21 protein-coding genes are annotated in these 22,304 nt (G+C 66.9%); all 21 read right to left on the bottom strand.

What is annotated here, in order from left to right:
- Positions 1–3 precede the first annotated feature (3 nt).
- The 21 genes from rpsC to rplJ all read right to left on the bottom strand — a co-directional run bounded on the left by rpsC (position 4) and on the right by rplJ (position 22,210).
- Complete coding sequence (gene rpsC, locus AB0I03_RS12150; protein ID WP_360410642.1) at positions 4–816, bottom strand: 30S ribosomal protein S3; 813 nt, start codon at positions 814–816, stop codon at positions 4–6.
- Positions 816–1,280: a 50S ribosomal protein L22 gene (rplV, locus tag AB0I03_RS12155; RefSeq protein ID WP_205326518.1), complete on the bottom strand. Its 465-nt coding sequence runs from the start codon at positions 1,278–1,280 to the stop codon at positions 816–818. Before rplV ends, rpsC begins: the two co-directional genes overlap by 1 nt.
- Before the next feature lie 38 nt (positions 1,281–1,318).
- Positions 1,319–1,600 carry a 30S ribosomal protein S19 gene (gene rpsS, locus AB0I03_RS12160; protein WP_208496280.1) on the bottom strand — a complete coding sequence of 94 codons (282 nt, stop codon included), beginning with the start codon at positions 1,598–1,600 and terminating at the stop codon, positions 1,319–1,321.
- 3 nt (positions 1,601–1,603) lie between these two features.
- Entirely contained in the window at positions 1,604–2,446 is an 843-nt protein-coding gene (gene rplB / locus AB0I03_RS12165) for a 50S ribosomal protein L2 (protein ID WP_270109024.1), read from the bottom strand.
- An 11-nt stretch (positions 2,447–2,457) separates the two neighbouring features.
- Complete coding sequence (gene rplW / locus AB0I03_RS12170; protein WP_360410647.1) at positions 2,458–2,772, bottom strand: 50S ribosomal protein L23; 315 nt, start codon at positions 2,770–2,772, stop codon at positions 2,458–2,460.
- Entirely contained in the window at positions 2,769–3,419 is a 651-nt protein-coding gene (rplD, locus tag AB0I03_RS12175; protein WP_360410650.1) for a 50S ribosomal protein L4, read from the bottom strand. Before rplD ends, rplW begins: the two co-directional genes overlap by 4 nt.
- Positions 3,420–3,421: 2 nt before the next feature.
- Entirely contained in the window at positions 3,422–4,069 is a 648-nt protein-coding gene (gene rplC / locus AB0I03_RS12180) for a 50S ribosomal protein L3 (RefSeq protein WP_360410653.1), read from the bottom strand.
- A gap of 7 nt (positions 4,070–4,076) precedes the next feature.
- On the bottom strand, positions 4,077–4,385 hold the full coding sequence (gene rpsJ, locus AB0I03_RS12185; protein ID WP_026922761.1) for a 30S ribosomal protein S10: 309 nt from the start codon (positions 4,383–4,385) through the stop codon (positions 4,077–4,079).
- A 463-nt stretch (positions 4,386–4,848) separates the two neighbouring features.
- Entirely contained in the window at positions 4,849–6,042 is a 1,194-nt protein-coding gene (gene tuf, locus AB0I03_RS12190; protein ID WP_270109021.1) for an elongation factor Tu, read from the bottom strand.
- Positions 6,043–6,170: 128 nt separating this feature from the next.
- On the bottom strand, positions 6,171–8,279 hold the full coding sequence (fusA, locus tag AB0I03_RS12195; protein WP_360411069.1) for an elongation factor G: 2,109 nt from the start codon (positions 8,277–8,279) through the stop codon (positions 6,171–6,173).
- 18 nt (positions 8,280–8,297) lie between these two features.
- Positions 8,298–8,768, bottom strand: a complete 471-nt coding sequence (gene rpsG / locus AB0I03_RS12200) for a 30S ribosomal protein S7 (protein WP_030155149.1) — start codon at positions 8,766–8,768, stop codon at positions 8,298–8,300.
- A 3-nt stretch (positions 8,769–8,771) separates the two neighbouring features.
- Complete coding sequence (rpsL, locus tag AB0I03_RS12205) at positions 8,772–9,143, bottom strand: 30S ribosomal protein S12 (protein WP_270114993.1); 372 nt, start codon at positions 9,141–9,143, stop codon at positions 8,772–8,774.
- A 699-nt stretch (positions 9,144–9,842) separates the two neighbouring features.
- Complete coding sequence (locus tag AB0I03_RS12210; RefSeq protein WP_360410657.1) at positions 9,843–10,205, bottom strand: hypothetical protein; 363 nt, start codon at positions 10,203–10,205, stop codon at positions 9,843–9,845.
- A 9-nt stretch (positions 10,206–10,214) separates the two neighbouring features.
- Positions 10,215–10,439, bottom strand: coding sequence for a hypothetical protein (locus AB0I03_RS12215; protein ID WP_360410660.1), 225 nt, complete (start codon positions 10,437–10,439; stop codon positions 10,215–10,217).
- An 8-nt stretch (positions 10,440–10,447) separates the two neighbouring features.
- Complete coding sequence (locus AB0I03_RS12220; protein ID WP_360410663.1) at positions 10,448–10,843, bottom strand: type II toxin-antitoxin system VapC family toxin; 396 nt, start codon at positions 10,841–10,843, stop codon at positions 10,448–10,450.
- Complete coding sequence (locus AB0I03_RS12225; protein ID WP_360410666.1) at positions 10,840–11,097, bottom strand: hypothetical protein; 258 nt, start codon at positions 11,095–11,097, stop codon at positions 10,840–10,842. Before AB0I03_RS12225 ends, AB0I03_RS12220 begins: the two co-directional genes overlap by 4 nt.
- A gap of 123 nt (positions 11,098–11,220) precedes the next feature.
- Positions 11,221–15,108 carry a DNA-directed RNA polymerase subunit beta' gene (locus AB0I03_RS12230; RefSeq protein WP_360410669.1) on the bottom strand — a complete coding sequence of 1,296 codons (3,888 nt, stop codon included), beginning with the start codon at positions 15,106–15,108 and terminating at the stop codon, positions 11,221–11,223.
- Between the two features lie 94 nt (positions 15,109–15,202).
- Positions 15,203–18,637, bottom strand: coding sequence for a DNA-directed RNA polymerase subunit beta (locus AB0I03_RS12235; protein WP_360410672.1), 3,435 nt, complete (start codon positions 18,635–18,637; stop codon positions 15,203–15,205).
- Between the two features lie 1,069 nt (positions 18,638–19,706).
- Positions 19,707–20,987: a hypothetical protein gene (locus AB0I03_RS12240; RefSeq protein ID WP_360410674.1), complete on the bottom strand. Its 1,281-nt coding sequence runs from the start codon at positions 20,985–20,987 to the stop codon at positions 19,707–19,709.
- A 272-nt stretch (positions 20,988–21,259) separates the two neighbouring features.
- On the bottom strand, positions 21,260–21,637 hold the full coding sequence (gene rplL, locus AB0I03_RS12245; RefSeq protein WP_270115001.1) for a 50S ribosomal protein L7/L12: 378 nt from the start codon (positions 21,635–21,637) through the stop codon (positions 21,260–21,262).
- A gap of 36 nt (positions 21,638–21,673) precedes the next feature.
- Positions 21,674–22,210, bottom strand: a complete 537-nt coding sequence (gene rplJ, locus AB0I03_RS12250) for a 50S ribosomal protein L10 (RefSeq protein ID WP_360410678.1) — start codon at positions 22,208–22,210, stop codon at positions 21,674–21,676.
- Positions 22,211–22,304: the final 94 nt, after the last annotated feature.

The raw sequence follows: 22,304 nt of genomic DNA on the forward strand, positions 1-22,304 counted from the left end.
CGCTTAGCCCTCCTGCTTCTCAGTCTCAGCGGCGGGCGCGGCGACAGCGGCCTCGGCAGGCTGAGCGGCGCCACGGCCACCACGGCCGCGTCCACCGCGCGCAGCGCCACCGGCACCGCCGCGGCCACCGCGTCCACCGCGGTCGGGACCGGAGTCACGACGACGCTGCACCTGCTCGGCCTGCTCCTTGAGCGTGGCCTCACCCTTGTAGATCCACACCTTCACGCCGATGCGGCCGAAGGTCGTGGCGGCCTCGAACAGGCCGTAGTCGATGTTCGCGCGCAGCGTGTGCAGAGGGACCTGGCCCTCGCGGTACTGCTCGGAACGGCTCATCTCGGCACCGCCGAGGCGGCCGGAGCACTGGACCTTGATGCCCTTCACGGTCGGGTTGCGCATGGCCGACTGAATGGCCTTGCGCATCGCGCGACGGAAGTTGACACGGCTGGACAGCTGCTCCGCGACGCCCTGGGCGACGAGCTGCGCATCGATGTCGGGGTTCTTGACCTCGATGATGTTCAGCTGGACCTGCTTGCCCGTCAGCTTCTCCAGGTTGCCGCGCAGACGATCGGCCTCGGCGCCCTTGCGGCCGATGACGATGCCCGGGCGGGCGGTGTGGATGTCGACGCGGACCCGCTCGCGGGTGCGTTCGATCTCCACCTTGGAGATGCCGGCGCGCTCGAGACCCTTGGTCATGAGCTGGCGGATCTTCACGTCCTCGCCGATGTAGTCGGCGTACTCCTTGTCGGCGTACCAACGCGACGTCCAGTCAGCGCTGATGCCGAGGCGGTAACCCTTCGGGTGGATTTTCTGACCCATTAGGCGGTCTCCTCCTTCTCAGCGTTCTCGGACTTCACGTCAGCCTCGACCGGCTTCGGGGCGGCGGCCTTGGGCCGGCGAACCGAGGGAGCGGCGGACTGCTTGGCCTGGACCGACTCGACCACCACGGTGATGTGGCTGGTGCGCTTGTTGATCCGGTAGGCGCGGCCATGGGCGCGCGGGCGGTACCGACGCATGGTCGGGCCCTCGTCGACCTTGATCTCGGACACCAGAAGCGATTCCGGGTCGAGACCGAGGTTGTTCTCGGCGTTCGCCTGAGCCGACGCGATGACCTTGTACACGATCTCGGCCGCGCTGAAAGGCGCGAACTCGAGAGTCGTCAAGGCCTCGTCCACGGGCAGACCACGCACGAGGTCGACGACGCGGCGCGCCTTGCGAGGTGCTACGCGGACGTACCGCGCCACCGCGCGCGCCTTCGGAGCCTCCTGCTCCACTGTTGCCATCGTTTTAAATCCTTCGTTCGTTTCTCATAGCCCGTGGCCTAGCGGCGACGGCTCTTCCGGTCGTCCTTCTCGTGCCCGCGGAACGTGCGGGTGGGAGCGAACTCGCCGAGCTTGTGCCCGACCATGTTCTCCGTGACATAGACCGGAACGTGCTTGCGACCGTCGTGCACGCCGAAGGTCAGCCCGATGAAGTCCGGGGTGATCGTCGAACGGCGCGACCACGTCTTGATGACGTTCTTGCTCTTGGTCTCGATCGCAACGTCCACCTTCTTCTGCAGGTGGTCGTCGATGAACGGGCCCTTCTTGAGGCTGCGAGCCATGGACTACTTCCCTCGCTTCCGGTTGACGTTGCGACGACGGACGATGAGCCGGTCGTTCGGGTGGTTGCGCTTGCGGGTGCGGCCCTCGGGCTTGCCCTGCGGGTTCACCGGGTGGCGACCACCGGACGTACGGCCCTCGCCACCACCGTGCGGGTGGTCGACCGGGTTCATGACGACACCGCGGACGGTCGGGCGCCAGCCCTTCCAGCGCATGCGGCCGGCCTTGCCCCAGTTGATGTTGCCCTGCTCGGCGTTGCCGACTTCACCGACGGTGCCGCGGCAGGTGACCTGGACCAGGCGGATCTCACCGGAAGGCATGCGCAGGTGCGCGTACTTGCCTTCACGGGCGAGCAGCTGGATCGAGGCGCCGGCGGAACGGCCCAGAGCGGCGCCGCCGCCGGGCTTGAGCTCCACCGCGTGGATCGTGGTACCGACCGGAATGTGACGCAGCTCCAGCGAGTTGCCGGGCTTGATGTCGGCCTCCGGGCCGTTCTCGATCACGTCACCCTGCTTGATGCCCTTGGGGGCCAGGATGTAGCGCTTCTCGCCGTCCGCGTAGTGCAGCAGCGCGATGTTGGCGGTGCGGTTGGGGTCGTACTCGATGTGAGCGACCTTCGCCGGCACGCCGTCCTTGTCGTGGCGACGGAAGTCGATCACGCGGTAACGGCGCTTGTGGCCGCCGCCGCGGTGACGCGTCGAGATCTTGCCCGAGTTGTTGCGCCCGCCGGTCTTGGTGATCGGACGGAGCAGCGACTTCTCGGGGGTCGAACGGGTGATCTCGGCGAAGTCGGAGACGCTCGAACCACGACGCCCGGGCGTCGTCGGCTTGTACTTGCGAATAGCCATGCTTCTTGCTCCTACGAGATCTGTCCGCCGAAGATCTCACCCAGGCGACCGGGGTCGCCTTCCACGGTGACGATCGCGTGCTTGACACTCTTGCGCTGTCCCCAGCCGGTGCGGGTGCGCTTGCGCTTGCCCGCCCGGTTCAGGGTGTTGACGCTCTTGACGTCCACATTGAAGATCTGCTTGATGGCGATCTTGATGTGGCTCTTGTTGGCGCGCGGGTCGACCTCGAAGGTGTACTTGCCCTCGCCGAGGAGGGTGTAGGTCTTCTCCGAGATGACCGGCTTGATGATGATGTCGCGCGGGTCGGCGACGGTCACTTCGCTCACGCCGCGACCTCCTGCTCAGTCCGGTCAGCGATGAACGCCTCGATGGCGGCCTCGCTGAACACGATGTCCTCGTTGTTGAGCACGTCGTAGGTGTTGACCTGGCCCCAGTCGAGCAGGTGCACCTCGGGCAGGTTCCGCAGGCTCAGGGCCGCGGTCTGCTCGTCGCGCGTCAGGACCACCAGGACCTTGGAGGACTCGGTGATCGCGGCCAGAGCGGCCTGCGCGGACTTCGTCTTGGGCGCTTCACCCTCGACGAAGGCGTCGATGACGTGCACGTTCTCGCCGCGCACCCGGTCGGTGAGGGCGCCCGCGAGAGCGGCCGCCTTCATCTTCTTGGGGGTCCGCTCGGCGTACGAACGCGGCTGCGGGCCGTGGACGACGCCGCCGCCGTTGAACTGCGGGGCGCGGATCGAGCCCTGGCGGGCGCGACCGGTGCCCTTCTGGCGGTACGGCTTCCTGCCACCACCGCGGACTTCGCCGCGGGTCTTGGTCTTGGCCGAGCCGGTGCGGGCGGCGGCCAGCTGAGCCGTGACGACCTGGTGCATGAGCGGGATGTTCGGCTCGACGTCGAAGATCGACGCCGGAAGCTCGATGGTCTTGCCCGTCGCCTCACCAGAGGCGTTCTTCACGTTGATTTCGAGGCTCATGGTTATGCCACCTGCTTGACTGCCGTGCGGACGAGCACCAGGCCGTTCTTCGGCCCGGGGACGGCGCCCACGATGAGCAGCAGACCGCGCTCGGCGTCGACCGCCTGGATGCGCAGGTTCTGCGTCGTGTGTCGGGAGTGACCCATCCGGCCCGCCATGCGCATGCCCTTGAAGACACGGCCCGGGGTGGCGCAGCCACCGATCGAGCCGGGCGCGCGGTGGACCTTGTGCGCGCCGTGGCTGGCGGGGAGGCCCCCGAAGCCGTGGCGCTTCATCACACCGGCGAAGCCCTTGCCCTTGGTCGTGCCGGTGACGTCCACGAGCTGACCGGTTTCGAAGATGGTGGCTTCGACGGTCTGTCCGAGGTCGTAGTCGGCGGCGTCCGCAGTGCGCAGTTCGACGAGGTGGCGCCGCGGAGCGACACCGGCCTTCTCGAAGTGGCCCTGGAGCGGCTTGGTCACGTTCTTGAGTTTGATGTCGCCGAAGCCCAGCTGGACGGCTGCGTAGCCGTCGACATCGGGCTTGCGAACCTGGGTGACCACGTTCGGGCCGGCCTGCACCACAGTGACCGGAACGGCGCGGCCGTTCTCGTCCCAAACCTGGGTCATGCCGAGCTTGGTGCCCAGGATTCCCTTGATCTGCCTGTCCATTGGTCCCCTACAGCTTGATCTCGATGTCGACACCGGCCGGGAGGTCAAGGCGCATCAACGAGTCGACCGTCTTCGGGGTCGGGTCGAGAATGTCGATGAGGCGCTTGTGCGTGCGCATCTCGAAGTGCTCGCGCGAGTCCTTGTACTTGTGCGGCGACCGGATCACGCAGAAGCGGTTGATCTCAGTCGGCAGCGGCACCGGCCCGGAGATGGCAGCACCGGTACGGGTGACCGTCTCCACGATCTTGCGGGCCGAGGAGTCCACGACCTCGTGGTCGTAGGCTTTCAGCCTGATGCGGATCTTCTGTCCCGCCATGATTCCTAACCTAACGTAAATTGGCTGTTCAGACCGCTCCACGCGGTCGGGCGTGTCGCGAGTTTGAGGCTCACCCGGGGCACAGTTGTGCCCCTTGCTGGTCTCTTTGGCTCGCCCGCCTGCCCGTCATGAAACGGTCCCTCTCAGCACGGTTAAGTGCCTACTCGGGCCCGCGGGCCGGGCGTGAGCACCGGTGTCCTTCGCAGTGCACAGCACTGGGAACGCCGGAGCGTACGCAACCTGAATATTATGCCTGCTCCCCCATTCGCCCAGCAAGCTGGGGTCGGGCAACAGTGGGACAGGTTACGCGTATGCGGGTCGTGCGCGCCTCAAGCGCCGGACCGGAGGACACCCCCGGTCACCATGCGTTCGCAATGAGGCGCAATTGAACCGGGGCGGCCCTGGGCTTGCGGCTCGGCTCGTGAGCGTCGCCTAGGGCGTCGGGCCACCCCGGTGTGCGGTCTTACTTGAGGACCTTGGTGACGCGGCCGGAACCGACCGTGCGGCCACCCTCACGGATCGCGAAGAGCAGGCCTTCGTCCATGGCGATGGGCTGGATGAGCTCCACCTTCATGTCGGTGTTGTCACCCGGCATGACCATCTCGGTGCCCTCGGGGAGGGTCACGACGCCGGTCACGTCGGTGGTCCGGAAGTAGAACTGCGGACGGTAGTTGTTGAAGAACGGCGTGTGACGGCCGCCTTCGTCCTTGGAAAGGATGTAGACCGCAGCCTCGAAGTCCGTGTGCGGGGTGGTCGTCTTCGGCTTGACGACGACCATGCCGCGCTCGACCTCTTCGCGCTTGGTGCCGCGGAGCAGGAGCCCCACGTTCTCACCGGCGCGCGCGTCGTCGAGGGTCTTGCGGAACATCTCGATGGCGGTGACCTTGGTCTGGATCGCGCCCTCGCGGATGCCGACGATCTCGACTTCCTCGTTGGGGAGGAGCACACCGCGCTCCACACGACCGGTGACCACGGTGCCGCGGCCCGTGATGGTGAAGACGTCCTCGATCGGCATGAGGAACGGCAGGTCGGTCGCGCGCTCCGGCTCCGGGACCGAGTCGTCGACGGCCTGCATCAGCTCGGCGACGGCGTCGACCCACTTCTGCTCGCCCTCGAGGGCGCCCAGAGCGGAGACCTGGACCACCGGAGCGTCGTCGCCCGGGAAGCCCTGGTCGGACAGCAGCTCGCGGACCTCCATCTCGACGAGCTCGAGGATCTCCTCGTCGTCGACCATGTCGGACTTGTTGAGCGCCACGACGACGTAAGGAACGCCGACCTGGCGGGCGAGCAGGACGTGCTCGCGGGTCTGCGGCATGGGGCCGTCAGCGGCGGACACGACCAGGATCGCACCGTCCATCTGGGCGGCACCGGTGATCATGTTCTTGATGTAGTCGGCGTGGCCGGGGCAGTCGACGTGCGCGTAGTGCCGGGCCTCGGTCTGGTACTCGACGTGCGAGATCGAGATCGTGATACCGCGCTGGCGCTCCTCGGGAGCGTTGTCGATCTCGTCGAACGGCGTGTACGGGTTCAGGTCCGGGAACTTGTCGTGCAGGACCTTGGTGATCGCCGCGGTGAGCGTGGTCTTGCCGTGGTCGACGTGACCCAGCGTGCCGATGTTGACGTGCGGCTTGGTCCGCTCGAACTTTGCCTTTGCCACTTCGTCCTCCTGTGGACTGGTTAAATCTGGTTTGACTTATCTGACCTATTGCGTCGCTTTGGAACTCAGCGCCTCTGCTGGCAACAGGTGGTCAGCGCCGGGCGCCCAGGCTTGGGCGCCCGAAACGCTTACTCGCCTGTCGCCTTGGCGATGATCTCCTTGGCGACGTTCGCCGGGACTTCGGCGTAGGTGTCGAACTGCATCGAGTAGTTCGCACGCCCGGCCGTCTTCGACCGCAGGTCGCCGACGTAACCGAACATCTCCGACAGCGGAACGACGGCCTTGACCGTACGGTCGTTGCCGCGCTCGCCCATCTCCTGGACCATGCCGCGACGGGAGTTGATGTCGCCGATGACGTCGCCCATGTTGTCCTCGGGGCAGATGACCTCCACGGACATCATCGGCTCGAGGATCACCGGACGCGCCCGCTTGGCCGCTTCCTTGAGCGCCATGCGGCCGGCGATCTTGAAGGCCATCTCCGAGGAGTCGACCTCGTGGTACTGACCGTCGATCAGTTCCATCTTGACGCCCACCAGCGGGTAGCCCGCCAGGACGCCGTCCTCGAGCGCGGACTCCGCGCCGGCCTTGACCGACGGGATGTACTCGCGCGGGATGCGGCCACCGGTGATCTTGTCCTCGAAGGAGAAGATCTCGTCCTCGTTGGACTTCATCTCCAGCGGCTCGAGGTTGACGAGCACGCGCGCGAACTGACCGGAACCACCGGTCTGCTTCTTGTGCAGGTACTCGACCTTCTCGATCCGCTGGGTGACCGTCTCGCGGTAGGCCACCTGCGGCTTGCCGATGTTGGCCTCGACGTTGAACTCCCGCTTCATGCGGTCGACCAGGATGTCGAGGTGGAGCTCGCCCATGCCCGAGATGATCGTCTGGCCGGAGTCCTCGTCGGTCTTGACCCGGAAGGTCGGGTCCTCTTCGGCGAGGCGCTGGATCGCGGTGGCCAGCTTGTCCTGGTCGGCCTTCGACTTCGGCTCGATGGCCACGTCGATGACCGGCTCGGGGAAGATCATCGATTCCAGGATGACCTGGTCGCTGGAGTCGCTGAGCGTGTCACCGGTGGTGGTGGCCTTGAGGCCCTGCACCGCGATGATGTCGCCCGCCTGCGCCTCCGAGCGCTCCTCGCGCTTGTTGGCGTGCATCTGGTAGATCTTGCCGACGCGCTCCTTGCGGCCCTTGGTCGAGTTCACGACCTGGGTGCCGGTGGAGACCGTGCCCGAGTAGATCCGGACGTAGGTCAGGCGGCCGAGGTGCTTGTCCGTCTGGATCTTGAAGGCCAGACCGGAGAAGGGCTCCTCGACGTCCGCGTGACGCTGCGCCGGGGTCTCGTTGTCGGTGAGCGTGCCCTCGATCGCCGGGATGTCGAGCGGGCTCGGCAGGTAGTCCACGACCGCGTCGAGCAGGGGCTGCACGCCCTTGTTCTTGAACGCGGTGCCGCAGAGCACCGGGTTGATCTGGTTGGCGATCGTGGCCTTGCGGATCGCGGCCTTGATCTCGGCGGTCGTGATCTCCTCGCCGGAGAGGAACTTCTCGGCGAACTCGTCCTCGACGTCCGAGAGGGTCTCCAGGAGCTTCTCGCGGTACTCCTCGGCCTGGTCGACCAGGTCCGCGGGGATCTCCTCGACCGTGTACTCCTCGCCCAGACCGGTCTCGCCGCGCCACACCTTGGCGTGCATCTCGACCAGGTCGACGACGCCGATGAAGTCGGCCTCGTTCCCGATCGGCAGCTGGATCACCGCGGTGTTGGAGTTGAGCCGGTCCTGCATCATCTCGACGCAGCGGAAGAAGTTCGCACCGGTGCGGTCGAGCTTGTTGACGAAGCACATGCGCGGAACGTCGTACTTGTTCGCCTGGCGCCAGACGTTCTCGGTCTGCGGCTCCACGCCCGCGACACCGTCGTAGACGGCGATGGCGGAGTCGAGCACGCGGAGCGAGCGCTCCACCTCGACGGTGAAGTCGACGTGGCCGGGCGTGTCGATGATCTGGATGATGTGGTCGTCCCACTCGCACTTGGTAGCGGCGGAGGTGATGGTGATACCACGCTCCTGCTCCTGCTCCATCCAGTCCATCGTCGCGGCGCCGTCGTGGACCTCACCGATCTTGTGCGACACGCCCGTGTAGTACAGGATGCGCTCGGTGGTGGTCGTCTTGCCCGCGTCGATGTGGGCCATGATGCCGATGTTGCGGAGCTTGGCGAGCGCCGCGTTAGCTTTGTTAGCCACGATCTCTCAGTCTCTCTGCGACTACCAGCGGTAGTGCGCGAATGCCTTGTTGGAATCGGCCATCTTGTGCGTGTCTTCACGCTTCTTGACCGCGGCACCGAGGCCGTTCGAAGCGTCCAGGATCTCGTTCGTGAGGCGCTCGACCATGCTCTTCTCGCGGCGGTCGCGGGAGTACCCCACGAGCCAGCGGAGACCGAGGGTGGTGGCGCGCTGCGGACGAACGTCGACCGGGACCTGGTACGTCGCACCGCCGACGCGGCGGGAGCGGACCTCGAGGGTGGGCTTGACGTTGTCGAGCGCACGCTTGAGGATCACCACGGGGTCCGAGTCGGCCTTCTTGCGGCAGTTCTCGAGGGCTTCGTAGACGATGCGCTCGGCGAGGCGGCGCTTGCCGTCCTTGAGGACCTTGTTGATCAGCTGGGTGACGAGCACCGAGTTGTAGACCGGGTCGGCGGTAAGCGGCCGGCGCGGCGCGGGACCTTTACGCGGCATGGCTTACTTCTCCTTCTTCGCGCCGTAGCGGCTGCGGGCCTGCTTGCGGTCGCGCACGCCCTGGGTGTCGAGCGCGCCGCGGATGATCTTGTAACGGACACCGGGGAGGTCGCGGACACGACCGCCGCGGACGAGCACGATGGAGTGCTCCTGCAGGTTGTGACCCACACCCGGGATGTAGGCGGTGACCTCGGTGCCGTTCATGAGGCGCACACGGGCGACCTTGCGCATGGCCGAGTTCGGCTTCTTCGGCGTCGTGGTGTACACACGCGTGCACACACCGCGAGCCTGCGGGCTGCCCTTCAGCGCGGGCGTCTTGGTTTTGCTGGTCTTGGCCTTGCGGCCGTTGCGGACCAGCTGCTGGATGGTTGGCACTAGGGCGAACCCCTCTCAACAGTCGACGGTTGCGTATTCCTGACTCTGCGGCGTCACCTGTTCACCCGCGCGCGTCCCCGAGGCCGTATAACGGCCCAGCTCAGCGGCGTGGGTTCCCGTCCCCCGCGTTCGGGCGTGTCGCGTCTCTCCGGACCCATATCCGCCCACCCGGCAGACCAGGGCCGAAACCCGGATCCAACCGTCGTGCAGATTCAGACGCGTTCGCGAACTGACCCGAAAGGGCCGGCCATCATGGCCGTGTTCACGAAGCCCCCAGTGCGAGGGATGCGTGCCGGTGACGCCAGCCGGCGGGATCAGATCCCGTCGTCTTGCAGGCACGCAACCTGGCCTGGCTCTCACGGGGACCGAGCTGCCGGAGTTGACAGGGCCACCATGCCGCTCAAAGCGGTGTCCAGGCGCAAGGGAGAAGCCTACCTAGCCTAACGAACAAGGTCAAAGCCGTTTTCGCCCCGCAAGGCATCCGTGTTCAGTGTCACGGAGCTTGAGGGCGGCCAGATGCTCGGCTCGGAAGCTTCACCGCTGTGCTCGAGTGCGGCTCGCAAGCTTCGCCGCGTTCGGACCCTGACCAGTTCGTTCGGTGCGGTAGACACACCGTGGCCTATATTAGCTCGCGATGCGGGACGGGCCCGCGCGGGATGCCCTCCTAGAGGCGCTGTTCACCAGCAGTTCCCCGAGGTGTCAGACCGAAACCGCGACGCCCCCGCCGTAACTCGGATCGCCGGCGGCGCGCGCGAGCGAGACGACCCAGACGAGCAGGCCCGCCACGACGACCGCCGAGGCGATGCCGATGGCGATCCAGGAGAGCCGCCGCACCAGCGGCAGCCGTGACGCGCCGATCAGGAACCCTTCGGACGCACGGATATCGGCCTCGGCCTGCCGCGCCAGCATCAGGGCGATGAGCGCGGGGATCGCACCGCCCACAAAGGGCGACAAGGCGACCCCGACGGCCGCGAGCAGCCGCGCCGCCACCACCTTCGTCGACTCCACCGGCTCCGGATCGTCCGGATGCCGAACCCCGAATACCCGCTGCACCTCAACCACCCGCCCATCCTATTGGTCGGGTCGCTCCGCCGCTTCCTCGGTCGTTTCGTCGAACCCCTCAAGGTACGCGAGGAATTCCTCGCCGCTGTAGAAAGTCTTGCCACGACCCGCTGCGATATCGGCGTCGGCTTCGCGCTCGCCCGCGATCCACTCCGGAGTCCAAAACCACTCCTGATCGGGAGGAACGTCCGCCGGACGCTCCCACGGATCGCGCGCTTCCTCCGGTTCGGGCATCGGTCGCCTCACTCGATCACTCGGACTTCGCAGCGCCGGGTCGGGCAGTCCGCGAGCTTCTTGTCGGTCGTCATGACAGGGCACCCAAGTCGTTCGGCCAGAGCGATGAATGCAGCGTCGTACGGGGTCATGTTGTCTCGCAGCTCCCATGCCCGCTCTGCCACGTCATTCCATGGCGCATGCACGATCGGCATCTCGCGCAGCGTCGCCAGTGCGTACTCGGCTCGCTCGAGCGTGACTTTCCGGCCCAGTACGCTCCCGCGAACCGCCGAGGTCACTTCGACCGAGACGTGTTCAGGGGCATGCCAGTCGGGGTCTTCCGTGAGCACCATTCTCGCGCGGTGTCCCGTGCCTCCGTCGCTGATCAGCGCTTCAACCAGAAACGACGAGTCGACGACGATCACTCCGCCCCCTGGATCCGGCGGTCGCGCTCGGCTCGCTGGGACGCGATCTCCTCGACGACGTCCCCCGCCGGGCCGGTGTATCCGCCGCCCATCGTGTCGAGCTTCTTGAGCATTGCTATCGCGCGTCGCCGACGGGCGATGGCCTCGAGGGTCGACTGGAGGTAGGACTGCATGGACTGGCCGCGCTCGGCGGCCTCCGCCGCAACGGCGTCCCGGACTTCTTCCGAGACATCGCGTACTTGAATGTTCACCATGCATGTATTTTACATGTTCTCGCTGTTCCAGGCACCTCGGAAACGCCGGTGGGCCGGTGGCGCTTTCGCGCCACCGGCCCACCGGTTTCTTGCATGCCGTCGGGAATCGGCAGGTTGTTGCTGCTAGAAGGAACCCAGGTCGTAGGAGTCCTCGAGGCTGACCGCCGGGCCGCCGCCGTAGGCGAAGGCGTTGGCGGTGGTGTCCTCGTAGCCGCCGAGGGAGTAGACCGCGGCCTTGGCTTCCTCGGTGGGCTCCACGGACACGTTGCGGTACTTGGCGATGCCGGTACCGGCCGGGATCAGCTTGCCCAGGATCACGTTCTCCTTCAAGCCGACCAGCGAGTCGGACTTGCCGGAGATCGCGGCCTCGGTGAGCACGCGGGTGGTCTCCTGGAACGAGGCCGCGGACAGCCACGACTCCGTCGCCAGCGAGGCCTTGGTGATGCCCATGAGCTGCGGACGGCCGGAGGCCGGCTCGCCGCCGTCGGCCAGCACCTTGCGGTTCTGCTCCTCGAACTCCAGGCGGTCGACCAGGGAGCCCGGGAGGAACTCCAGGGTGCCCGAGTCGATGATCGTGACGCGCTTGAGCATCTGGCGCACGATGATCTCGATGTGCTTGTCGTGGATCATCACGCCCTGCGAGCGGTACACGTCCTGGACCTGCTCCACCAGGTGGCGCTGGACCTTCCGCGGACCGAGCACGCGCAGCAGCTCGTGCGGGTCGATGGTGCCCTCGACGAGCTTCTCGCCGACCTCGACGTGCTCGCCGTCGCCGAAGCGCAGACGCAGACGACGCGGCACCTTCTCGACCACGATCTCCTCGGAACCGTCGTCCGGGGTGATGATGATCTTCCGGCTCTTCTCCGCGTCCTCGATGCGCACGGTGCCGCTCGCTTCCGCGATCGGCGCCTTGCCCTTCGGCACACGCGCCTCGAAGACCTCCTGCACACGGGGCAGACCCTGCGTGATGTCGTTCGCGGTCGCCGCACCACCGGTGTGGAAGGTGCGCATGGTCAGCTGCGTGCCCGGCTCACCGATCGACTGGGCCGCGATGATGCCCACGGCCTCGCCGAGGTCCACCTTCTCACCCGTCGGCATCGACCGGCCGTAGCAGGCCGCGCAGACGCCCTGGCGGGACTCGCACGTGAGCACCGAACGGATCTTCACGTCCTGGACGCCCGCGGCGACCAGCGTGGCGATGTGGTCCGAGTTCAGCGGCGTGTTCCGCTCGAGGACGACCTTGCCGTCGACCTCGACGTCGTCCGCGAGGTTGCGGGCGTCGATCGAGGAGTCGACCAGGTCGGACTCGATGCGGCGGCCGTCGACCTCGACCGAGACCTGGAACTCCAGGCCGCGGTCGGTGCCGCAGTCGTCCTCGCGGATGATGACGTCCTGCGAGACGTCCACCAGACGACGGGTCAGGTAACCCGAGTCGGCGGTGCGCAGCGCGGTGTCGGCGAGGCCCTTGCGGGAACCGTGGGTGGAGATGAAGTACTCCAGCACCGTCAGGCCCTCGCGCAGCGAGGACTTGATCGGACGCGGGATGATCTCGCCCTTCGGGTTCGCCACCAGGCCGCGCATGCCGGCGATCTGGCGCAGCTGCAGCATGTTGCCTCGCGCGCCCGAGTTGATCATCTGCCACAGCGGGTTCTCCGGCTGCAGCGTCTGGTTCAGGTCGTCCAGCACCTCGGCCGTGGCCTTGGTCCAGATCTCCGTCAGCTCGCCGCGACGCTCCTCGGCGGTCATGAGACCGCGCACGTACTGCTTGTCGATCTTGGCGGAGTCCGCTTCGTACTTCTCCAAGATCTCGGCCTTGTGCTCCGGCTCCACGACATCCTCGATGCCGATGGTCACGCCGGACCAGCCCGCCCACTTGAAGCCCGCGGACTTCAACGCGTCCAGGCAGGCGCCCAGCTGCACCTTGGAGTAGTGCTCGGACAGGTCGTGGATGATCTCCGAGAGCTGGCCCTTGCGGACCTCGTAGTTCACGAACTCGAAGTCCGGCGGCAGGCACTCGTTGAAGAACACCCGGCCCAGCGTGGTCTCGACCAGCAGCGGCTCGCCCGGGGTCCAGCCCTCAGGGGCCGTCCACGGCTCGCCGGGACCGTTGTTGATGGTCTCGATGCCTTCCAGACGGATCCGGATGGGCGCCTGGAGGTCCAGCTCGCCGCGGTCCTTCGCCATCTGCGCTTCGCCCTCGTTCGCGAACGCGCGGCCCTCACCGGGACGGCCTTCGGAAAGGTGCGTCAGGTAGTACAGGCCGATGATCTGGTCCTGCGTGGGCAGGGCCACCGGCTTGCCGTCGGAGGGCTTGAGGATGTTGTTCGACGCCAGCATCAGGATGCGGGCCTCGGCCTGGGCCTCAGCGCTCAGCGGCACGTGCACGGCCATCTGGTCGCCGTCGAAGTCGGCGTTGAAGGCGGTGCACACCAGCGGGTGGAGCTGGATGGCCTTGCCCTCGACCAGCTGCGGCTCGAACGCCTGGATGCCGAGGCGGTGCAGCGTGGGCGCACGGTTGAGCAGGACCGGGTGCTCGGAGATGACCTCTTCGAGCACGTCCCACACGACCGGACGCGCGCGCTCGACCATGCGCTTGGCCGACTTGATGTTCTGCGCGTGGTTCAGGTCCACCAGGCGCTTCATCACGAACGGCTTGAACAGCTCCAGCGCCATCTGCTTGGGCAGACCGCACTGGTGCAGCTTCAGGCGCGGGCCGACCACGATGACCGAACGGCCCGAGTAGTCGACGCGCTTGCCGAGCAGGTTCTGGCGGAACCGGCCCTGCTTGCCCTTGAGCATGTCGGACAGCGACTTGAGCGGACGGTTGCCGGGGCCCGTCACCGGGCGGCCGCGGCGGCCGTTGTCGAACAGCGCGTCCACCGACTCCTGCAGCATCCGCTTCTCGTTCGCCACGATGATCTCGGGCGCACCGAGGTCCATCAGGCGCTTCAGGCGGTTGTTGCGGTTGATGACGCGGCGGTACAGGTCGTTCAGGTCCGAGGTCGCGAACCGGCCGCCGTCGAGCTGCACCATCGGGCGCAGCTCCGGCGGGATCACCGGCACGCAGTCGAGGACCATGCCCAGCGGCGAGTTGCCGGTGGCCTGGAACGCGGCCACGACCTTCAGGCGCTTGAGCGCACGGAGCTTCTTCTGGCCCTTGCCGGTCGCGATCGTCTCGCGCAGGCTGATCGCCTCGGCGTCCAGGTCCAGGTTCTCCAGCAGGTTCTTGATGGACTCCGCGCCCATGCCGCCGGTGAAGTACTCCCCGAAGCGCTGCTGCAGCTCGCGGTAGAGCATCTCGTCGCCGATGAGCTGGCGCACCTCGAGCTTGCGGAACGTGTCCATGACCTCGTCGAGACGGTCGATCTCACGCTGCGCCTTGTCGCGGATCTGGCGCATCTCGCGCTCGCCGCCGTCCTTGACCTTGCGGCGGACGTCGGCGCGGGCGCCTTCGGCCTCCAGCTCGGCCAGGTCGCCCTCGAGCTTCGAGGCGCGCTCCTCGATCGCAGCGTCGCGCTGCTGCTCCAGGTGGCGCTTCTCGGCGACGATCTCGTTCTCCAGGGTCGGGACGTCCCGCTGGCGGGCCTCGTCGTCGACCGCGGTGATCACGTACGCCGCGAAGTAGATGACCTTCTCCAGGTCCTTCGGCGCCAGGTCCAGCAGGTAGCCCAAGCGCGAGGGAACGCCCTTGAAGTACCAGATGTGGGTCACGGGCGCGGCGAGCTCGATGTGGCCCATGCGCTCGCGGCGGACCTTCGAACGGGTCACCTCGACGCCGCAGCGCTCACAGATGATGCCCTTGAAGCGGATCCGCTTGTACTTGCCGCAGTAGCACTCCCAGTCCCGGGTCGGACCGAAGATCTTCTCGCAGAAAAGACCGTCCTTCTCCGGCTTCAGAGTGCGGTAGTTGATGGTCTCGGGCTTCTTGACCTCGCCGTGCGACCACTGCCGAATGTCCTCGGCGGTGGCGAGGCCGATCTTCAACTTGTCGAAGAAGTTGACGTCGAGCACTGAACTCTTCCCCTTGATGGTTCTTAAGGATTGGATGAGACGTTGGGGAGAGCGGGCGGCTCTCGCATAGCTATCCGCCCGCTCTCTCTCGACGTCAGGCGCTCTCGAAGTCCACGCTCGAGGGCTCTTCGTGGGACAGGTCGATCCCCAGCTCCTCAGCTGCGCGGAAGACCTCGTCGTCGCTCTCCGTCATCTGGATGGCCTGCCCGTCGGCGGACAGCACCTCCACGTTGAGGCAGAGCGACTGGAGCTCCTTGAGCAGCACCTTGAACGATTCCGGAATGCCCGGCTCGGGCACGTTCTCGCCCTTGACGATGGCCTCGTAGACCTTCACGCGGCCCACCACGTCGTCGGACTTGATCGTCAGCAGCTCCTGCAGCGCGTAAGCGGCGCCGTAGGCCTGCATGGCCCAGCACTCCATCTCACCGAAGCGCTGGCCGCCGAACTGGGCCTTACCGCCGAGCGGCTGCTGGGTGATCATCGAGTACGGACCGGTCGAACGCGCGTGGATCTTGTCGTCGACCATGTGGTTCAGCTTCAGGATGTACATGTAGCCGACCGAGATCGGGTCCGGGAACGGCTCGCCCGAACGCCCGTCGAACAGCTGCGCCTTGCCCGTCGGGGCGACCATGCGCTGGCCGTCCCGGTTGGGGAGCGTGTTCGCCAGGACGCCCTGGACCTCGTCCGGGTGCGCACCGTCGAACACCGGCGTGCCGACCTTCGAGTCCGCCGGCGCCTCGTCGGCGCCGATGGCCCGCAGGGCCTGCTGCCAGGCCTCGTCGAAGCCCTCCAGCTTCCAGCCGGTCTTGGCCGCCCACCCGAGGTGGACCTCCAGTACCTGGCCGATGTTCATACGGCCCGGCACACCCAGCGGGTTGAGCAGGATGTCGACCGGCGTGCCGTCGGGGAGGAACGGCATGTCCTCCTGCGGCACGACCTTGGAGATGACGCCCTTGTTGCCGTGGCGGCCGGCGAGCTTGTCGCCGACGCCGATCTTGCGCTTCTGGGCGATGTAGACGCGGACCATCTCGTTGACGCCCGGGGACAGCTCGTCGCCGTCCTCGCGCGAGAAGGTGCGCACGCCGATGACCGTGCCGGCCTCGCCGTGCGGGACCTTCAGCGACGTGTCGCGAACCTCGCGCGCCTTCTCACCGAAGATCGCGCGGAGCAGGCGCTCCTCCGGGGTCAGCTCGGTCTCGCCCTTCGGCGTGACCTTGCCGACGAGGATGTCGCCGTCCTCGACCTCGGCACCGATGCGGATGATGCCGCGGTCGTCCAGGTCGGAGAGCATCTCCTCGCCGACGTTCGGGATGTCGCGGGTGATCTCCTCCGGACCCAGCTTGGTGTCGCGGGCGTCGACCTCGTGCTCGTCGATGTGGATCGAGGTGAGCACGTCCTCTTCGACCAGGCGCGAGGAGAGCACGATGGCGTCCTCGAAGTTCTGGCCCTCCCAGGTGGTGAATGCGACGAGCAGGTTCTTGCCCAGCGCCATCTCGCCCTTGTCCGTGGACGGACCGTCGGCGATCGGCTGGCCGGCCTCGACGCGCTGGCCCTCGGTGACGAGGGGCACCTGGTTGATGCACGAGCCCGCGTTGGAGCGGCGGAACTTGTGCAGCAGGTAGGTGCGGCGCATGCCGTTGTCCTGCGCGATGGTGATGTAGTCGGCGCTGGAGTCCTCGACGATGCCGTCGGACTCGGCGACGACCACGTCGCCGGCGTCGACCGCGGCGCGGTACTCCATGCCGGTGCCCACGAGCGGCGAGTCCGTCTTGATGAGCGGCACCGCCTGACGCTGCATGTTCGCGCCCATGAGGGCGCGGTTGGCGTCGTCGTGCTCGAGGAACGGCACCAGCGCGGTGGCGACCGAGGTCATCTGGCGCGGCGAGACGTCCATGAAGTCGATCTCTTCGGCGGAGAGCAGCTCGGCCTCGCCGCCGTCGCGGCCGCGGGCCAGAATCTGCGCGTCGACGAACGTGCCGTCATCGTTCAGCAGCTGGTTCGCCTGCGCGATGGCGACGCGGTCTTCCTCGTCGGCCGTCAGGTACTGGATCTCGTCGGTGACCTTGCCGTCGACGACCTTCCGGTACGGCGTCTCGATGAAGCCGAACGGGTTGACGCGGGCGAAGGTCGACATGGCGCCGATGAGGCCGATGTTCGGGCCTTCCGGCGTCTCGATCGGGCACATGCGGCCGTAGTGCGACGGGTGAACGTCCCGCACGTCCATGGCGGCGCGGTCGCGGGACAGACCACCCGGGCCGAGCGCCGAGAGGCGACGGCGGTGGGTCAGGCCCGTGATCGGGTTGACCTGGTCCATGAACTGCGACAGCTGCGAGGTCCCGAAGAACTCCTTGATCGCGGCCACCACGGGGCGGATGTTGATCAGGGTCTGCGGCGTGATCGCCTCGACGTCCTGGGTCGTCATCCGCTCGCGCACGACGCGCTCCATGCGGGACAGGCCCACCCGGATCTGGTTCTGGATGAGCTCGCCGACGGTGCGCAGGCGGCGGTTGCCGAAGTGGTCGATGTCGTCGGGGCCGTAACCCGGCTCGGCCGAGTGCAGGCGCAGCATGAACTCGATCGTCGCGGCCAGGTCGTCCTCGGTGAGCACGCCCGTGGAGATCGGCGAGTCGAGGCCGAACTTCTTGTTGACCTTGTAGCGGCCCACCTTCGCCAGGTCGTAGCGCTTCTTGTTGAAGAACAGGTTCTCCAGCAGCGACTGCGCGTTGTCCTTCGTCGGCGGCTCGCCCGGGCGGAGCTTGCGGTAGATGTCGAGCAGCGCCTCGTCCTGCGAGTTGATGGTGTCCTTTTCCAAGGTCGTCATCATGAGCTCGGACCAGCCGAAGCGCTCGCGGATGCGGTCGTTGTCCCAGCCGATGGCCTTCAGCAGCACGGTGACGGCCTGGCGGCGCTTGCGGTCGACGCGCACGCCGACGGTCTCGCGCTTGTCGATGTCGAACTCGAGCCACGCACCGCGGCCGGGAATGACCTTGGCGCTGGTGAGGTCGCGGTCGGAGGTCTTGTCGGGCTGCTTGTCGAAGTACACGCCCGGCGAGCGAACGAGCTGCGAGACGACCACGCGCTCGGTGCCGTTGATGATGAAGGTGCCCTTCGGCGTCATCATGGGGAAGTCGCCCATGAAGACCGTCTGGCTCTTGATCTCACCGGTGGTGTGGTTGATGAACTCCGCCGTGACGAACAGCGGGGCGCAGTAGGTGAGGTCCTTCTCGCGGCACTCCTCGATGGGGGCCTTGACCTCGTCGAAGCGAGGGTTGGAGAAGGACAGGCTCATGGTGCCCGAGAAGTCCTCGATCGGGCTGATCTCCTCGAGGATCTCGTCGAGGCCGCTGACCGCCTCCTCGCCCACGCGGGCGCGGTAGGCCTCGTTGCCGACGAGCCAGTCGAACGAGTCGGTCTGGAGCGCCAGAAGGTTCGGGACTTCGAGTTTCTCTTCGATCCTGCCGAACGAGATACGGCGAGGTGCGTGCTTGCTCTTGCTGGAGCTGGTCTTGCCAGTGCGGGAAGCTGCCAAGATTCGTCCTTCCGAGGACCTGATTGTTACGACGGCCGGCGCATGCCGCAGTCACCGCACCGATGCGGGATAGACGAGGACAGCCGGAGTCGGGCACCAGATCGAGGCGGAGCAGCCGAAAATCGGCGTCCTACGTCGGTCGATTGCCTGGAATCCCCACCGTCCACGACCCTCACCGCGTCAAGAAGGCGTGAAGGAGGCAGCGCAAATTAATAGCTTAATGTACGCTCCGGCAACTGTCAACTTCCCCACCGGGTGGTGGGGTCAGGGGTGACGACAATCTCTCCCGCTGCCGAAGTTCCTTCCGTACATCGCTCCGAGTCCGGTTCGCACGCTCGCCGGTTCAGTCCTGCCTCCGGGCCGCCCCGCGGCGGCCCTGGCGCTCCGTCCGCGGTGCCGGGACCGGCCCGGTGGGGGCGAACGTAGCGCGCGCCACGCAGTGGCGCTTGAGGAACTAGTTTGCAGGATCAAGTCACAGTTCGTCAAGTCAGGCGTCTAATTCGCCCGGATGCGCCCCTTCGGCCCCAGCGCGTGAAGCGGCGTTGCGGCGGGCCGCTGCGGGCGGGCGAATCCCAGCGCAGCGGGGCCGCGGGCGGGCGCGGAGGGCCGGACGGCACCGGCGCGGGCGGCCGTTGCAAAGGGACGCACAAGCTTCGGCACCCGGGCGTGTCGCGCCGGGCGCCGGCGCCCGGGGGTCGGCCTGGCGGCGCAGCCGACCGCGAGCCGTTGCCGGCCGCTCGGGCCGGTCCGAGCGTCCACGGGGCATCGGGCGGACGACCGCGCGGCGTGAAGGCGGGTTCGGTGCGGGCGCGGGACGCCTTTGCGTCGCCTGCCGCCGGTGCCGGAGCACTCGCGCGTTCCGGTACCGGCCGCAATGCGGCGTCCCGGCCTCGCACCTTCGGGGCGTCCGGTCCGCGAACGGCCGGCCGCCTCGAGGTGTACAACGAGCCCGCGCCGCAAAGGTGACGCGGGCTCATCGGGGCAGTCGTCGCACGGCGGACACAGGGCGGCCCGGGCTGCGCCCCATCTGCGCGGCCCGGGCCTTTCTTCCCCGATAGAGAGGTGGCTTTTACTGGTCGAGCATCTCCTGGGCCTTGGTCAGCGCGTCCTGCATGTCCTGCTGCCAGGCGTAGAGCTCGTCTTCAACGGCGACGTAGGCCTCGACGCTGGCCTCGTCGTAGGCCTTCTCGGAGGCGTCGGCGTAGCCGGTCTCCTCGCCGCATTCGCCGAAGTCGACCGCGGTCTGGATCTCGAAGGCCTTCTTGGCCGCGTAGTCGGCGGGCATGTCGTCGGGCAGCGCCGGGAGCTCCATGTCGCTGTCGCCGTAGGAGACCATCCGCTCGTCCTCGGGCACGCCGTCGTAGTAGATCTCGTTGAGCCACATGCGGACCGGCAGGCTGCCCCACTCGTCGAAGTCGAAGTCCGCGTAGCCGCGCTCGGTGATGCAGTCGAGGTACTTGCTCTGGAGGTCGCCCATGGCGGCGGCGTACTCGGCGTTGATGCCGTCGTACATCGTGTCCTCTTCGCCGGTGCCGTACGTCGGGTTCTCGGGGCGGTACGTCCAGTAGGAGTAGTTGCCGCCCTCGTCGTCCTCGAAGGTCTCCTCGACCAGGGTGGGCTCGCCGTAGAGGGCCTCGATCATCTCGAGCTGGCAGCCGCCGGGCTTGGGCTCGACGTACTCCTCCTCCTCGACGCTGATCTCGCCTTCGTCCTCGACGACCTCCTCTTCGGTGGCGCCTTCCTCGAGGGCTTCGTACTCCTCTTCGGTGAGCTCCTCCTCGGACATCATCGAGATATAGGAGTCGCGAGTGCCGTTCATGTTCTCGGTGTACTCGGCGCCCTGGTAGGCGACGTACCAGTCGTACTGCTCACCGGGGTCGAGGGCGTCCCAGTCGGTGGTGTCGGGCTCGACCCACTCCTCGCCGCCTTCTTCCTCTTCCCACTGCTCCTCTTGGGCGGTCCAGTACTCCTCGGCCTCGCCGTTCTCCTGGGCCTCGGCACTGTCCGCCCAAGCGCCGAAGCCGTACTCCTTGGCCTCTTCAGGGTCGATCAGGAATTCCTCGTGCGGGTAGCCCCCGGACAGCGATTCCTGCTCGTACGGCTCCCAGGCCTGGAAGGAGTAGGGTTCGTGGACGGTGAAGCCGGCCTCCTCCAGGCAGTTCTGGACGATGCGGTGCTCGGCCGTCACGAGCTCGGACTCAATGCGGTTGCTCTCGTTCAGAATCGAGAGCAAACGGTCCTCATCGGACTTGTCCTCTTCGCCGCCGCCGATACCGAGCATCCCGCAGCCGGCGGTCAGCGCGAGCACTGTCGCCCCGCCGAGTCCGGCCGCCCATCTCCTTGCGGACATCGTCCATCTCCTTGAGTACGTGGGTGTGTCTACACGCAAGACGTGGCGATGATCCGGTTTCGTTGCGCCCGGATGGAACTCTTCTCAGATTTCTTGAGGACGCGGAAACGGGCCGGGCATCGCACCGCCCGGTCCTCTTGGGAGCACACAGAAGACCGGGTCCGCGCCGCCGGAAAGGCGGTGCGGACCCGGTCCACGTACAAGGGCTGGGAGGCCCCTTCACTGCGCTGCAAGCGAGGCTCGCAAGCTTCGCCTCGGCTCGGAGGTCGCGATTACTTCAGGGTGACGGTGGCCCCGGCGCCCTCGAGGGCCTCCTTGGCCTTCTCCGCGTCTTCCTTCTTCGCGCCTTCAACGACAGCCTTGGGGGCGCTCTCGACGAGCTCCTTGGCTTCCTTGAGGCCGAGGCCGGTCAGGCCGCGAACTTCCTTGATGACCTTGATCTTCGACTCGCCGGCAGACTCGAGAACGACGTCGAACGTGTCCTTCTCGACAGCGGCTTCGGCGGCCGGGCCGGCAGCGGCGGCAACGGCGACCGGAGCGGCGGCGGTGACGTCGAACTCTTCCTCGAACGCCTTGACGAACTCGGAGACCTCGAGGAGGGTCATCTCCTTGAACGCGTCGAGCAGTTCCGTGGTGGAAAGCTTAGCCATGGTGTGTCCTTTCTTTAAAGTCTCGGGCTAGTGGGGTTACTCCCCACTGGCCGCCTTCTTGTCCTGCAGCGCCGCACCGAGCCGGGCCACCTGCGAGGCAGGGGCGGCGAGCACGGAGGCGGTCTTCTGCGCGGTGGCCTTCATCGCGCCGGCCAGCTTGGCCAGCAGCACTTCGCGCGACTCGAGGTCGGCGAGCTTGGTGATCTCATCGACGGTGAGGGGCTTGCCCTCCATGTAACCGCCCTTGATCACCAGGGCTTCGTGCGTCTTGGCGAAGGCGCGGAGGCTCTTCGCGGCTTCCACCGGGTCGCCTTCGATGAAGGTGATCGCGGTGGGGCCGACGAACAGCTCGTCCAGGCCGTTGACGCCGGCCTGGTTGGCAGCGCGCTTGGCAAGGGTGTTCTTCGCGACGCGGTAGCGCGTCCCCTCGCCGAGGGAACGCCGCAGCTCGCGGAGTTCTGCAACAGTGAGGCCGCGGTACTCGGTGAGCACCGTGGCGTTCGCGTTGGAGAAGTCCTGGGCGAGTTCGGCGATGGCGGTCTGCTTACCCGCCGGGTATTCCCGTTCAGCCATAATTCCCTCCTTTCTCGGCTGATCAATCCTCAACCGTTCGCGGAGGCGACAAACAAAGAAGGCGCCCCTGCGGGACGCCTCATCACTGGGACCT

The organism is Glycomyces sp. NPDC021274, assembly GCF_040641195.1.
Taxonomy (GTDB): domain Bacteria; phylum Actinomycetota; class Actinomycetes; order Mycobacteriales; family Micromonosporaceae; genus Glycomyces.

Bases quoted from the DNA above. Each gene is read 5' to 3' on its own strand.
- rpsC (WP_360410642.1), bottom strand. From the start codon at position 816: ATGGGTCAGAAAATCCACCCGAAGGGTTACCGCCTCGGCATCAGCGCT.
- rplV (WP_205326518.1), bottom strand. From the start codon at position 1,280: ATGGCAACAGTGGAGCAGGAGGCTCCGAAGGCGCGCGCGGTGGCGCGG.
- rpsS (WP_208496280.1), bottom strand. From the start codon at position 1,600: ATGGCTCGCAGCCTCAAGAAGGGCCCGTTCATCGACGACCACCTGCAG.
- rplB (WP_270109024.1), bottom strand. From the start codon at position 2,446: ATGGCTATTCGCAAGTACAAGCCGACGACGCCCGGGCGTCGTGGTTCG.
- rplD (WP_360410650.1), bottom strand. From the start codon at position 3,419: ATGAGCCTCGAAATCAACGTGAAGAACGCCTCTGGTGAGGCGACGGGC.
- rplC (WP_360410653.1), bottom strand. From the start codon at position 4,069: ATGGACAGGCAGATCAAGGGAATCCTGGGCACCAAGCTCGGCATGACC.
- rpsJ (WP_026922761.1), bottom strand. From the start codon at position 4,385: ATGGCGGGACAGAAGATCCGCATCAGGCTGAAAGCCTACGACCACGAG.
- rpsG (WP_030155149.1), bottom strand. From the start codon at position 8,768: ATGCCGCGTAAAGGTCCCGCGCCGCGCCGGCCGCTTACCGCCGACCCG.
- AB0I03_RS12215 (WP_360410660.1), bottom strand. From the start codon at position 10,439: ATGCCCGAACCGGAGGAAGCGCGCGATCCGTGGGAGCGTCCGGCGGAC.
- AB0I03_RS12225 (WP_360410666.1), bottom strand. From the start codon at position 11,097: ATGGTGAACATTCAAGTACGCGATGTCTCGGAAGAAGTCCGGGACGCC.
- AB0I03_RS12240 (WP_360410674.1), bottom strand. From the start codon at position 20,987: ATGTCCGCAAGGAGATGGGCGGCCGGACTCGGCGGGGCGACAGTGCTC.
- rplL (WP_270115001.1), bottom strand. From the start codon at position 21,637: ATGGCTAAGCTTTCCACCACGGAACTGCTCGACGCGTTCAAGGAGATG.
- rplJ (WP_360410678.1), bottom strand. From the start codon at position 22,210: ATGGCTGAACGGGAATACCCGGCGGGTAAGCAGACCGCCATCGCCGAA.